The organism is Candidatus Avedoeria danica (assembly GCA_016703025.1).
GTDB lineage: Bacteria > Chloroflexota > Anaerolineae > Epilineales > Epilineaceae > Avedoeria > Avedoeria danica.
Genome location: JADJCV010000004.1, coordinates 2,052,005 through 2,064,782, shown reverse-complemented (window position 1 = coordinate 2,064,782; position 12,778 = coordinate 2,052,005). Strand labels below are relative to the sequence as shown.

9 protein-coding genes are annotated in these 12,778 nt (G+C 73.4%); 5 read left to right on the top strand and 4 right to left on the bottom strand.

The features are described from left to right. The first annotated feature begins 7 nt into the window (after window positions 1-7). The 4 genes from IPG72_11435 (at window position 8) to IPG72_11420 (ending at window position 5,970) form a co-directional block, all read left to right on the top strand. Window positions 8-814 (top strand): ABC-2 family transporter protein, encoded by an 807-nt coding sequence (locus tag IPG72_11435; protein ID MBK6769597.1) that lies wholly within the window; start codon window positions 8-10, stop codon window positions 812-814. 126 nt (window positions 815-940) lie between these two features. Beyond that, window positions 941-1,864, top strand: a complete 924-nt coding sequence (locus IPG72_11430) for a caspase family protein (GenBank protein MBK6769596.1) — start codon at window positions 941-943, stop codon at window positions 1,862-1,864. Window positions 1,865-1,866: 2 nt separating this feature from the next. Further along, complete coding sequence (locus IPG72_11425) at window positions 1,867-4,644, top strand: CHAT domain-containing protein (GenBank protein ID MBK6769595.1); 2,778 nt, start codon at window positions 1,867-1,869, stop codon at window positions 4,642-4,644. Window positions 4,645-4,680: 36 nt separating this feature from the next. After that, window positions 4,681-5,970, top strand: a complete 1,290-nt coding sequence (locus IPG72_11420) for a hypothetical protein (protein ID MBK6769594.1) — start codon at window positions 4,681-4,683, stop codon at window positions 5,968-5,970. Window positions 5,971-6,165: 195 nt separating this feature from the next. Here the strand turns inward: IPG72_11420 and IPG72_11415 are convergent, their stop codons facing one another. After that, window positions 6,166-8,946 (bottom strand): hypothetical protein, encoded by a 2,781-nt coding sequence (locus tag IPG72_11415; protein MBK6769593.1) that lies wholly within the window; start codon window positions 8,944-8,946, stop codon window positions 6,166-6,168. A 141-nt stretch (window positions 8,947-9,087) separates the two neighbouring features. On the opposite strand from IPG72_11415, the gene IPG72_11410 reads away from it, so the two are divergent. Then, entirely contained in the window at window positions 9,088-9,393 is a 306-nt protein-coding gene (locus IPG72_11410; GenBank protein ID MBK6769592.1) for a hypothetical protein, read from the top strand. Here the strand turns inward: IPG72_11410 and IPG72_11405 are convergent. The 3 genes from IPG72_11405 to IPG72_11395 form a co-directional block, all read right to left on the bottom strand. Then, window positions 9,350-9,841: a zinc ribbon domain-containing protein gene (locus tag IPG72_11405; GenBank protein MBK6769591.1), complete on the bottom strand. Its 492-nt coding sequence runs from the start codon at window positions 9,839-9,841 to the stop codon at window positions 9,350-9,352. The genes IPG72_11410 and IPG72_11405 overlap by 44 nt on opposite strands. 145 nt (window positions 9,842-9,986) lie before the next feature. Further along, complete coding sequence (locus tag IPG72_11400) at window positions 9,987-11,435, bottom strand: sugar transferase (GenBank protein ID MBK6769590.1); 1,449 nt, start codon at window positions 11,433-11,435, stop codon at window positions 9,987-9,989. After that, complete coding sequence (locus IPG72_11395; GenBank protein ID MBK6769589.1) at window positions 11,432-12,751, bottom strand: glycosyltransferase family 4 protein; 1,320 nt, start codon at window positions 12,749-12,751, stop codon at window positions 11,432-11,434. Before IPG72_11395 ends, IPG72_11400 begins: the two co-directional genes overlap by 4 nt. Window positions 12,752-12,778: the final 27 nt, after the last annotated feature.

Genomic DNA, 12,778 nt, shown 5'->3' with positions numbered 1-12,778 from the left:
GAGGACGGTGCGCCTGGCCGTCCGGTCGGTCCGCGGGGAAACGCGGTTCTTGCTGGCCCTGTGGCGGGTCAACCTGCTCTCGGCGCTCGAGTACCGCACGGCCTTCATCAGCCAGGTGGTGGGCATGATGCTCAACAACGCCGCGTTCCTGGTCTTCTGGGCCCTGTTCTTCGAGCGCTTCCCGAGCGTCAGCGGCTGGGGGATGCAGGACATGCTCCAGCTCTTCGGGATGACCGCCACCGGTTTCGGCCTCGGCGTCGTCCTGTTCGGCAACGCGCTGAACCTGGCCGACATCATCGCCGACAACGGTCTCGACGCCTACCTGGCGCTGCCGCGGCCGGCGCTGCTCCACGTCCTGGCCAGCAAGAGCCGCCTGAGCGGCTGGGGGGACGTCGCCACGGGTGTCCTGTGCTTTGCGCTGACGGCACATCCCGGCGCGGCCGCCTGGGGGCGCTACGCGGTGGCGGCGCTGGCGTCGATGACGGTGTTCGTGAGCTTCCTGGTGGTGGTGGCCAGCCTCACGTTCTGGATCGGCGGCGCTTCGGCGCTGTCCGCGCAGGCCATTCATGCGGTGCTGGCGTTTGCGACCTATCCGCTGACGATCTTCGACGGCACGGCCAAGCTCATGCTGATGACGGTGATCCCGGCCGCCTTCATCGGCGCCGTCCCGGCCGAGTTCGTGCGCGGCTATTCCGATCGGTCGCTGCTCCAGATCCTCGCAGCGGCGGGCGTAAGCCTGGCGCTGGCCGTCGTCCTGTTCCACCGCGGGCTGCGGCGCTACGAGAGCGGCGGGATGGCGGTGTCCGCGGGCTAGTCGACCTCGATCGGCGACGGCCGGCGATGGATCGCACCGAGATGCGAGAGGGCGACTCGCCCTGCGACGCACGTGGTGCCATGATTCCACGCAGCCGCACCGCCGCGACAACCGAAGGAGGCCGACATGTCCCTCCGCGCCCTGTTGGTCGGGATCAACGAGTTTGCGCCGTCCGATGTGCCGTCCCTGCGCGGTTGCGTGAACGACGTGCTGCAGATGCGGTCCATCCTGCACGACCGCTACGCCTTTGCCGCCGCCGACGTCCGCGTGCTGACGGACGCCGAGGCGACCGCGGGCGGCATCCGCGAGGGACTGGCGTGGCTCCTGTCCGGCTACGGCGGCGGCGGCACGGATGTCCGCTTCTTCCACTTCTCGAGCCACGGTACGCACGTCGCCGACGCCGACGGCGACGAACCGGACGACGAGGTCATCGTGACCGCCGACCACGACTGGGACCGCCCGTTCCGCGACGACGACTTGGCCGCGCTCTTCGCCCCGATTCCCGACGACGTGAACTTCACGTTCCTGGCCGATTGCTGCCACTCCGGCACGATCCAGCGCGACATCGAGATCCTGCCGCGCTTCGTGCCGCCGCCGGATGCGGAGCTGCGGCGGATCAACGCCCGCCAGAGCGCGCTGGCGCAGAGCGCGGTCGACGCGTTCCAGGCCTCGGTCACCGCCTTCCTCGGCGCCAACCCGGCCGCGACGCCCGCCGACCTGCAGGCCGTCACGCCGCAGCTGCAGGCCGAGGCGATGAAGCGGCTCGCGCGCAACCGGTTCGGGGCGGTGCGGACGGATCGGCACGTCCTCATGGCCGCCTGCCAGGACCGCCAGACCTCGGCCGACGCGCGGATCGACGGCGCGTGGCAGGGGGCCTTCACGTGGAGCGTCGCCACCACGCTGGCCGCGGCCGCCTCGCCGCCGACGTACGGCGCGCTCCTGGCGGCGGCCGGCGAGAAGCTGAGGGACCGCTTCACCCAGATCCCGCAGCTGGAGTGCCCGACCGCCCTCGCGGACCGCCCGTTCCTCACGCCCCTCGCGGCGCGCTAGCCATGCGGGTGGCCGTCGGCAAGCTCGGGGCGCTGACCGTCCTGATCACGGCGTCCAAGGGCAGCCCGACCGGCCGGATCGTCGTCACGGCGCCCGGCGACGCGACGGCGGTCGGCGACATCGAGTTGGGCGCGGCAGGATCCGGCGTTGGCCAACGTGCGGCCGGCGGCGGTGACGCGGGCGACGGCGGCGTCGGCGGGCGCGTCACGGCAGGCGCGTCGGACGACGTGAAGGCGATCGGCCGGGCGCTGTTCGAGCGGTTGCTGCCGGTGGGCGACGTGCGCGACCTGTACGAGCGGACGCTGGCGGGCCACGACGGCCTCGCGCTCCGGCTGCGGATCGACGGCGATGGGGCGGCGGCGCTCCTGTCCGAGCCGTGGGAGCTCCTGTACGATCCGGCCCGCGGCCGCTTCCTGGCGACGCACGGGCCGTTCGTCCGCCAGCTGCTCGGCCTCGACGGCCCGAGCGCGCCGCTGGCCGTCTCGCCGCCCTTGCGGGTCCTCGTCGTCCTGGCCGAACAGCCGGACCTGCCGCGCCTGCAGGGCGAGGCCGAGGCCGGCCACATCGCGGCCGCGCTGCGCCGGCTCGTCAGCCGGCGGCACGTGGTCCTCACGACGTTCACCGCCGCCTCGCTCGAAGCGCTCGAGGCCAAGCTCGCGGCGGAACGCGACGCCGGTCGGAGCGTCCACGTCGTCCACTTCGTCGGCCACGGCGCGGTGTCGCCGACGGACGGCCGCGTGGCGCTGGCGCTGCGGCGGCGCGAGCGGGACGGGGACGGTGACGGGAGCGGCGAGCGGCGCGGCGACAGCGGTGCTGAGCGCGGCGGCATCGGCGGCATCGACAACTTCGGCGCAGCCGGCGGCGACACCGACTCGGCGCCGGATGCCCTCGATGCCGGCCTCGTGACGGGCGCGCAGCTGGCGGGCGCGCTCGAGCCGTTCAAGAACGATCTGAAGCTCGTCTTCCTGAGCGCGTGCTTCAGCGCCGCGCCGCCGACGACCGCCGCCCGGCTGTCCAACTGGCTGGCCCGCGACGTCCTGGCGCTCGGGATCCCGTGCGTGATCGGGATGCCGACGACCGTGCCCGACGGCCTCGCGGTGCGCTTCGCCCGCCGCTTCTACGGCGCGCTGGCCCGCGGCCGCGGCGTGGACGCCGCGTTGAACGACGTGCGCCGCCAGACCGTGGTGTTCGACGGCGGCGCCGGCGACCTCGCCCAACTCCCGATCTGCTATCTGCGCGCCGACGACGGCCGGATCATCGCCTGGACGGGCGACGACCGGCCCTGGACGCTGCGCTCCGTGGTGCCCAAGCTGGCCGACCGCGTGCCGCGTGCGACGCTCTGGTTCGCGAGCACCGTCGCAGCGGTCTTCGTGGCCGCCGGGCTGTCGCGGGCGTGGGCCGGTTCGTGGCTGTCGCGGATCGTCGACCCGCAGCCGATGCGGGCGCACCTCGGCATCGCCGTCGCCGCGTTCGACGGTCCGGCCGAGGCGGCGCGCAGCGTGGCGCAGGCGGTGTACGACGACGTGCGCGCGGTGGTGAACGCGGACGAGGCGGCGGGGGTGGACGCGTGCGGGCGGTTCCTGGAGTGGCGTGCGTGCGTGCGGCCGCCCGAGGCCGTCGGGCGCGCGCAGAGCGCTGCAGCGGAAGGCTGGCTGGCCGGCCTCGCGTCGCCGCCCGCCGAGACGCTGGCCCGCCGGATCGCCGCCCGGGTCGTGGTGTACGGCCGCGTGTCGGAGGATGCGCGCTCGCTCCAGCCGTATTTCTACATCGACCCGCTCCTCCTGCCCGGCGCCGAGGAGATGGCCGGGCGGTTCGAGCTCGGCCCGCCGGTGAGCCAGGAGGGCAGCGACCCGCGCAGCCCGGAGTTCCAGGTCCAGCTGGCGCGGCGCGTTCGGCCGCGGATCGAGGCGCTGCTCATCGCGTTCAAGGGGCTGGCGTGCGCCACGGTGCACGATGTCGTCTGCGCCAAGGAGCACTTGGCCGCGGCAGCCGGCCTGGCCGAGCACTGGCCCGCGGGGCAGGGACGGGATGTCATCGAGCTCTGGCTCGGCAATCTGGCGCTCCGCCTCGGCCGGCTGGACGAAGCCGAGGCGCACTTCCGCGCTTCGCTGGCCGACAACGCAAGCTACACGCGCGCCGATCTCGGGTTGGCCGAGGTGGTCTACCAGCGCGCCCACGCCGGCTGCTCGGCCGCACGCGCCGATCTGGCCGGGCTCGCGCGCGCCCGCGCCGCGTTCGCGCGGGCGGAGGCGGCCGTCGAAGAGCCGCCGGAAGCGCGGAGCCGCCTGAAGGCCAGCTACGGTCTGGCGCGGGTGGACTTCTGTGTCAGCCGAACGGGCATCGAGGACCGCTGGGCCGCCGCTGACGCCGAACTCGCCACCGTCATCGACACCGCCGGTCCGACGATGGTCGAGCTGGCGGCGCTGGCGCACGGGATCCGGGCGTACGTGCACGCGCTGCGGACGGACGACCCGGCGCTGCTCCGCGCGGAGCGGCTGGCCCTGGCGCGCGCAGAGATCGAAGCGGGGTGCGATCTCGTCCGCGGCGTGAACTCGGCGATCTGCGGCCATCTGCAGTTGGCGCTGGCCGGCCTGCTCACGCGCGCCGAGCCGACGGCCGCCGCGCTGGCGCGGGCCGAGGCGACGCGCTTGGCGCCGACGCCGCTGGCCACGGAGGCGACGGGCGCGTCGGGTGCGTCGGGCGCGTCGGGCGCGGCAGAGACGCGAACAGGCGGGGCGACCGGGATCATCACGGGGTCGGCGGCGGGTGACACGCCGTGACGGGCGATGCGCCATCACGCACGGGGAGGTCGGATCATGGCCGATAGGCAAGCCATTCGAACGATCACGGCAGCGGTGTGGATGCGCCGGCCGTTGCGACGGCGAGCGATCGGGCGGGAGCGGGGCGCGCGCGCATTCGAACCGCGCCGGGCAATCGGGCGGCTCCTGTTCGTGGTCCTCGCGGCGGCGACCATCGGATGCGGCGGCGGGCGAGGCGACTCGGGCGGCGACGCGGGGGGTTCCGTGGACATCGGCGGTCGGGAGCGAGGACCTTCGCCCGTGGCGGACGACCCGGCCACGCTGCTGACCCTGGCCGCGGACGGGCGCGCGCCGACGGATCTGCCGTCCGGTTCGCCCACGGATCCGCCGACGGCGGGGCCGGCCGGCGCCGATGGCGATGGCGACGGCGGCGGCAACCTCGAGATCATCGACGTACCGGACGGCGATATCGAGCTGCTGCTCGACGCCACGCGGATCGCCTTCAGCGGCGCCACGATCGAGAGTATCTGCCTGTTGCCCGGGCCGTTCGCGGATCGGATCACGGGCGGGCCGCAGGTCATCGTGAGCGAGGATGTCCGGCTGGCCACGCGGGTCTTCGTCGCGGCGCTCGGGTTCGCGCCGGGCGCGCGGATCGATGTGCGGGTCGCCGATCCGCACGGCGACGAGGCGGCTGCGGTCGACCTCGCGGCGGATGGGAACGGCTGTGCCGTCGGTCGATGGATCGTCTCACCCGAGCGCCCGGTCGGCGACTACATGGCGTACGCAACGGACGGCAACGTCGAGGCGTTCCAGCCCGTGCCGGTCGCGCAGCCGGACGGCCCGCGGCTCGTCGTCGCTCCGAACGAGGTCGTGGCGGGAGAGGACGTGACGGTCTCGTTGGCGGGATATCCGGCCGACACGCGGCTCGAGATCGTCCTTTACACGCAACGGCGTGGTGCGGGTGCGTGCGGCGATGTGTACCCCAGCGGTTGCTGGCGTTTCCGCCAGGCGCTGCGCACCGGACCGTCGGACGGGCGCGGCGGCCTCGTCGTCCGCTTGCCCACCGCGCGCGGCGACGCCGGCGAGACGTTCCTGGTGACGACGAACCCGCGGCCGGAGTTGTTTCCGAGGGACGTCCAGAACGATGGCCTGATGATCACGCTCGTCGATCGGTGGCGGTCCGAGATCACGCCCGAGGTGCCGGTGTCAGTGCCGGAGGGGGCATCGGACGGAGCCGTGCTGACGCTTCCGGACGAGGTGCCCTCGGTGGAGGCTGAGCCGCGTTGGCCCGGCCGTCTGCGGCGGGAGCGGGAGATTCGGGTGGCGACCCCGGTGGTCGTGCCGTGAGCCGGCGTTCGTGGCGCGATGTCCTGCGGCCACGCCGCAACCGATGGTAGGGGCACGGCGTGCCGTTCCCTGGCCGGCGAACCCCAACGCACCAAGACCAAGAACGGCGCGTTGTCGGACGAATGGGCCCGGCGTGCCGTGCCTCGACACGGACCGGATGCAGGACGCGGTCGAAGAGTTGTTCGCGGGCGGCAGTCACGGCCGCGCCGCGTGTCCGATCGGCAGGTACAACCGCCCGCCCGGCCGGACGTCCGTCGGCAGCCGGAATCGCACCTCGTCGCCCGACGGCAGCACGGCGGCGAGTTCGGCGCGGCCGACGGCACAGGCGTCGGCGGGGGGGGCGGTGAAGGCGAACGTGCCGAGGGGGTCGGCGACGTCGGCGGCCGTGCTGAAGTCGGATGGCCCGTGGCACGAGCCGTACCGCCCGTCCGCCTGTGCCGTGAGATCGTGGACGATCTTCACCGGCTGGTCGGGGGACGTCAGGCCGACGACGGACCCGGTTCGATCGTCCCACCAACCGACGAGCGGCGTGTAGGGCAGGACGTGGCGGCGGCGACCGTCGTCGACGACGAGCGCTCCGCCGGGCTCAGGGCGATGGGCAGTCCGGTTCGCGCCGGGCAAGTCGGACGTCCAGTGGCCGTCGCCGTCGGCGCGGACGGAGTAGAGGCGGCGGTCGACGCCGGCAGCGCTTCTGAGCGTCACCGTGACGACGCTGAAGGGCTCGGCCAGGCCCTCGATCGGGCCATTGTGGACCAGGCGCACGTGCTCGTACACCCCCGTCGAGAACAGGCGATGGCCGTCGGCGAGCGGATGGATCAGCTCGGCGGTCAGGCCGGGCTGCATGAGCTCCCACTCCCCGCGGGCGAGTTCGTAGTCGCAGACGCCGTTCCCGTCGGCCGTCGTCGAGGAGTCGAACGGCGCGAGCGATCCTTCGGGGGCGCGGAAGCGGACGAGCATGCTGCCGTTCGGCGGGCAGTTGCCGACGACGCTCCGGGCGCTCGTGTCCACGTGGGCGCTGAACGGGACGAGCCGCAAGCTCGCCGTCGCGCCCTCGTTCGGCAGCACGACGACCTCGTCGTCCGGGCGGAGGGCGAGCGGCATCGCGAGGTCGGATGCACGGACGCGGGCGATGCACGGCGCCGCGTCATCGCCAACGGTGCACATCGCGCCGCCGATGATCTCGCCGCCGCGCGCGACCTCGATGGTGGCCGCGAGCCCGGGATGGCCCTCGACGACGACGCGGTCGCCGCCGACCTGGGCGCTGGCGCGGAAGACCGGGAAGCTGAGCGTGGAGCGGTAGCCGTCGCCGGCGGTCGCCTCGACGGCCACGGGTAGCCCGGGCGCAAGGTCGGCGATGTCCGTGAAGTCGGCTTCCCATCCGCCGTCGGTGCCCGCGGCGACGTCGATGGAGCGGCCGTCGCCGTCGCCGCCGACGCGGACGGTGATCCGCGCGCCGGGCAGCGCGGTGCCGTGGACGGTGTCGCGGTTCGCGAGGGCGGCGGCACGGAGGGGGGCGGCGGTGAAGGTCGTGACGGCGAGCGAGCCGCCGGGCAGCGACTCGCTCTCCTGCGAGACGCCGGCGCGAATGACGGTGCGCGCGCGGAGAGGCATCGGCGCGCCGGAGCCCGAGCGGACGGTGATCTCAAAGGTGCCGTCCGCGGCGACGACGCCGGCTCCGTCGACCTCATCGTCGGCATCGACGTCCACCCAGACGCCGGTGCCGGCCGTGCCGCGGCCGCGGACGCGTACGATGGCCGGGTCCACGGCGTCGACCTCCCACGGCATGGCGCGCACGGACCACGCGATGGGCGCCGTCTCGTCGTCGGTGACGACGTCGACCGGCAGGGTTGAGGTCAGGTCGACACTGCCGGCGAGCGACACTTCCCAATCCGACGCCCCGGCCGGGACCTCGAAGGTGCGCCGGACACCGGCGGCCGAGATCGCATACCGTCCGCTCGGCCACGGTCCGTGCGAACGGAGCACATCGGCACCGACGTCGAACGCAAGATACGCCGGCAGCGGGGCGACAAGAGGCGACGCGGGGGCAGGGGGCGCGAACGTCAACTGTCGGCAGCCGGCGCGCACCGGGAAGACCCTGGGCCAGCCGTCGCCGTCGTCGACGCGCAGCACGAGGTTCGTCGGCGCCCTGCCGCCGCGCCATGCGATGGCCGTGCCGGTGGCTTGCGCCCACGCACTGTGACAGCTCAGCGCGGCATCCATCCGGTCCCCGGACTGCCCGCTGACCTCGATCACCGGGTCGCCCAGCCGCACGACGGCCCGCGGCACGCTCCACGACGCCTGCGTCACGACGCCCTCGGCCGTGGCCGTCACCGCCCCGCTCGCACCCGGCACGAGGTCGAGCTTGCGGGCCAGATCGGCCGTCCACGTGCCGTCCGCGCCAACAATTGCGCTCGTGAACGAGAACGCGCCGTCCGGCCGGTTGGCGGTGATCGATACGCGCGCGCCGGCCGGTCCGGTGCCCGTCAGGCGGTCGGCGGCGGCGTCGACGGCGGTCACCGTCAGGTCGCCGACGGTCGGCACGGCCTCGGCGGGCGCGCCGACGTCGATCGTGCGCAGGCGGACGCGGTCGCCCGGGGAAAGCCGTACCGGGCGGCGCTGGAACGGGCCGGCCGTGACGAACGCGAACTCGAGGCTGCCGTCGTAGATCGTGGCGGCGTGGGCCGTGGCGCGGGGGGCGTCGGGATCGCACGCCGGTGCCGTGCACGCGCCGGGGCGGGGCAGGAGGGCCGCCTCCACCCATCGGGTCGGCGTGCTCTCGTCGACGCCGGTGAGCTTGGCGAAGACGTGGTGGCCGCCGGAGAGGAGCGTGACGTCCTCGAAGTGCGGCGGCTGGGTCTGCGCGCGCGCGGGCGGCGCGGACGGGCTCGCCGATGAAAGCGCGAGCACGACGGCGATGGCGGCGGCCATGGGGGGGCCGGCAACGGTGCGGCGAGGACGTTGGGGTGGGGGGATCATGCGTCGCTCTCCGGGGCGGACGGGACGTCGTTATCGGGTTGAACCGTGCGCGGCGGGCGGAGGATAGAGGGGCGGGATGGCCGCCTGCCCCGCCGGAGGGCTATAATCGACCGTCCCGACGACCTCTGCCCGGAGCAGCGCATGCAGTTCTCGAAGCTCCTCATGACCTGGAACATCATCCGGGGCCAGGAGCAGGCATACGTGGCCTTTCACGCCAAGGAGTTCGTCCCGGGCCTGATGGCCTTCGGCCTGCACCCGGTCGACTCGTGGTTCACGATGTACGGCGAGGGTCCGCAGGTGATCGTCGGCTGGGTGGCCGAGGACGCCGAGGTGATCAAGCAGGCGCTGGCCTCGGACGGCTGGGCGACGCTGCGGGACAAGCTCGAGGAGCACGTGACCGACTTTACGTCGCGGATCGTGCCGTGGGAGAGCTCGTTCCAGATGTAGGACTCCCCGCCGATCCGGACGATCCCGCCGGCCCGGCACCGGATGGGGACGACGGTGCCGTCGGCGGCGACGGGTCCCCGGATGACGGCCCCGAGCCGCCGGACGACGAGCCATCGGCCTTGCCGCCCCCGTCGCCCTTGGCTGCGTTCTCGCCCTTCGCGACGCCGTCGCCTGCCGCAGCGTCGCCCTTCGCGCCGCCATCCGGCTTGCCGTCGCCATCGCCCGACTTGCCGCCGTCCTTGGACGCCGCCGGCTTGCCGGCCGACGAGCGCTTGCTGTCGTGGAGGTACCAGCCGCTGCCTTTGAACACGATGCCGGCGGCCGAGATCCGCCGGCGGGCCTTGGGCGCGCCGCAGACCGGGCAGTCGCGGATCGCGTCCTCGCTGAAGCGCTGGACGCGCTCGAACTCGGCTTGGCAGGCGTCGCACACGTATTCGTAGGTCGGCATCGTCGCCCCGCTCCGGATCGTCGGTCTTCGGACGATGGATTGTAGCCGGGTCGCGCGATTGTGGAACGCGCCGGTGCCCCGCCACCGGACGTGCCTGGGGTGCCCGGCAGAGTAAGGAGGCCGGAGATTCCGCAGTGACAGAGTACTAGTACGCCCCGGTTCCGAGGAGGACCGTCGGCACGGTGCGCAGCAGGATCCGCAGATCCAGCATGAGCGACCAGTTTTCGGCGTAGTAGAGGTCGAGCATGACCATCTCGTCGAACGTGAGCTTGCTCCGGCCGCTGACCTGCCACAAGCCCGTCATGCCGGGCGCAACGTCCAGCCGGCGACGGTGCCACGGCTGGTAGCTGGCGACCTCGGACGGGAGCGGCGGCCGCGGGCCGACGAGGCTCATGTCGCCCCTCAGGACGTTCAGCAGCTGCGGCAGCTCGTCGATGGACAGCCGGCGGATCCAGCGCCCGACGCGGGTCACGCGTGGGTCCGCGCGCATCTTGAAGATCGGACCCTCGGCTTCGTTGTGGGCCTGAAGGTCCGGCAGCACTTCCTCGGCGCCCGGGACCATCGAGCGGAACTTGAAGAACGTGAAGTCGCGTCCGTGCCGGCCGACGCGGGTCTGGCGGAAGAAGATCGGGCCGGGGCCCTCGAGACGGATCGCGAGCGCCGTCAGGGCCAGCACGGGCGCCGTGAGCGTGAGGGAGACGAGCGAAAAGCCGACGTCGATCGCCCGCTTAAGCCGCAGCCGCCAGCCTTGGATGACCGGTTGGCGGACGGCCAGGAGCGGCACGCCGCCCAGCGCGTCGCTGTCCACCCGGTTCAAGCTTAGCTGGAACAGGTCGGGGACGATCCGGACCCCGACGCCGCGCGCCTCGCAGTCCGCCACCATGTGCGCGATCCGCTCCCTGGCCGTCCACGGCAGCGCCAGGATGACGAGGTCGACGCCGCCCTCGCGCAGCAGCCGCCCGAGCTGGCGCGTGCTGCCGAGCGGCGCCCACCGGCCGATCGCCTTGTCCAGCTTGTCCGGATGGTCGTCCAGGAAGCCGACGACGTCGTAGCCGAGGCTGGGCCGGGCCAGCAGGTTGCGCATGACCGCCCGCCCGGCCTCGCCCGCCCCGACGATCAGCGTGCGCTGCACGCCGATCCCGCGCCGCCGCTGCCAGCGCTGCCACGCGCCGTCGCCGACGCGCACGAGCGCCAACACGAGCACCGTGGCCACCGCGGCGTACGGCAGCATGAGGCGGGACTGGGCGAGCGGGCGGACGCCGTACAGGACGATCGTGAGGATCGCGACACCGACGATCGTGCTCGTGGCCTGTTCGTAGACGACCTCGAACCACGGTGTGTTGCGGCGGCGGGTGTACAGCCCCTCCAGCGCGCACAGCACGACGATCATCGCCGCCAGCACGATGCCCCATGGCTGGTAGACGGACCATGGCAGGAGGTTGGACGGACCGATGTCGCCGCCGACCTCGAAGCGGTAGCGGACGACGTAAGCGAGGTACCAGCCGAGGTGGACGGCGGCGAAGTCGGCCAGCGGCAGGACGAGGCGGCGGCGGAGCCACGGGCGGGGGGAGGATGCGGGGGTGGGGGATGTCATTGACGGCCGTCGATGGTGGGTCGGCTGCGGAGGTCCCCAGCCCGCGGCCCAAGGCCCTCTCCCCCCGACCCCCTCCCCCAAGACTGGGGGAGGGGGAGTATGCTTGGCGGGTGGGCACCAAACTGCCCGGTCGGGTGTTCGAGGGCTGTCCGGTAGACGTCGACGGTCAGCTCGGCGGTGCGGTCCCAGTTGAAGCGTGCCGCTTGCGCCTGGCCGCGCGCCGACATCGACGCTCTCCGCGCTGGGTCGGTGAGAAGCGCCAGAAGCGCCGCCGACCACCCGGCGACGTCGTCCGGCCCAACCGTGAGGCCGGCATCCCCGACGACCTCGGGCAGGCTGCCGGCATCGCTCACGATGACCGGCGTGCCGCAGGCCATCGCCTCGAGCGCCGGCAGGCCGAAGCCTTCGTAGCGGCTTGGCATGGCGAAGACGTCGGCCGCGGCGTAGAGCAGCGGCAGGTCCGTTTGGTCGATGAAGCCGGGCAGCACGACGTCCCCCCGGATGCCCAGGCGGTCGGCGACGGCGGCAACGTCGCTGTTCCCCCAGCCCGGCGCACCGGCGATGACGAGGGCGGGCGGAGCGTCGACCCCACTTGCTGATGCTCCGCCCACGCCGCCTTCGGCCCCCCGCAGCCGCGCATACGCCTCCAGCAACACGCCGTAGTTCTTCCGCGGCTGCATCGTCCCGACGGAAAGCACGTACCGCTCCGGCAGCCCGGTCCGCCGGCGGAAGGCGGCGATCTCGGCCGGGCGGGGCGGGGCGAAAGCGGCGTCGACGCCGTTGGGGACGACGTGGACGCGGCTCGGATCGGCGCCGAGGGCGTCGATGAGCTCGCGGCGGGTGAAGTCCGAGATGGCGATGAGGGCGCGGGCGTGGCGCACGGCGTGGCGCGTGGCGGCCGTCAGGTAGCGGGCCTGGCGGCGCGGGAACGTCTCGGGCACGCGGACGAACGAAAGGTCGTGGACGGTGACGACGGCCGGCGGAGCGCCGAGTGCGGGCATGGCATACGCGGCGCTGTGAAACACGTCGACGTGCCGCCGACGGAGGCCGAGCGGCAGCGCGAGCTGCTCGTAGGCGATCCGCAGGCTCCGCCGACGCGTCCAGGCGGGCGCCAGGTGGATGTCGATGGCGGGCGGCAGGACGCGACGGGCCCGCGCGTCGGCGGTGAACGCCGTGACGGCGACGTCACCGCGACGGCCGAGGGCATCCAACAGGGCGACGATGTAGCGGTGGATGCCGGCGGCGCGGTGATCATCGGACAGCGAGAGGAGGAGCGCGTTGAGGCCGACGCGGAGCCGGGCTGGCGAGCGGGACATGGGGGGGAACTATACGGGGGTGGGGGC

What these genes read in the sequence shown, in the direction of transcription:
- IPG72_11430 (MBK6769596.1), top strand. Translation starts at nt 941, where the DNA reads ATGTCCCTCCGCGCCCTGTTGGTCGGGATCAACGAGTTTGCGCCGTCC.
- IPG72_11425 (MBK6769595.1), top strand. Translation starts at nt 1,867, where the DNA reads ATGCGGGTGGCCGTCGGCAAGCTCGGGGCGCTGACCGTCCTGATCACG.
- IPG72_11420 (MBK6769594.1), top strand. Translation starts at nt 4,681, where the DNA reads ATGGCCGATAGGCAAGCCATTCGAACGATCACGGCAGCGGTGTGGATG.
- IPG72_11415 (MBK6769593.1), bottom strand. Translation starts at nt 8,946, where the DNA reads ATGATCCCCCCACCCCAACGTCCTCGCCGCACCGTTGCCGGCCCCCCC.
- IPG72_11410 (MBK6769592.1), top strand. Translation starts at nt 9,088, where the DNA reads ATGCAGTTCTCGAAGCTCCTCATGACCTGGAACATCATCCGGGGCCAG.
- IPG72_11405 (MBK6769591.1), bottom strand. Translation starts at nt 9,841, where the DNA reads ATGCCGACCTACGAATACGTGTGCGACGCCTGCCAAGCCGAGTTCGAG.
- IPG72_11400 (MBK6769590.1), bottom strand. Translation starts at nt 11,435, where the DNA reads ATGACATCCCCCACCCCCGCATCCTCCCCCCGCCCGTGGCTCCGCCGC.
- IPG72_11395 (MBK6769589.1), bottom strand. Translation starts at nt 12,751, where the DNA reads ATGTCCCGCTCGCCAGCCCGGCTCCGCGTCGGCCTCAACGCGCTCCTC.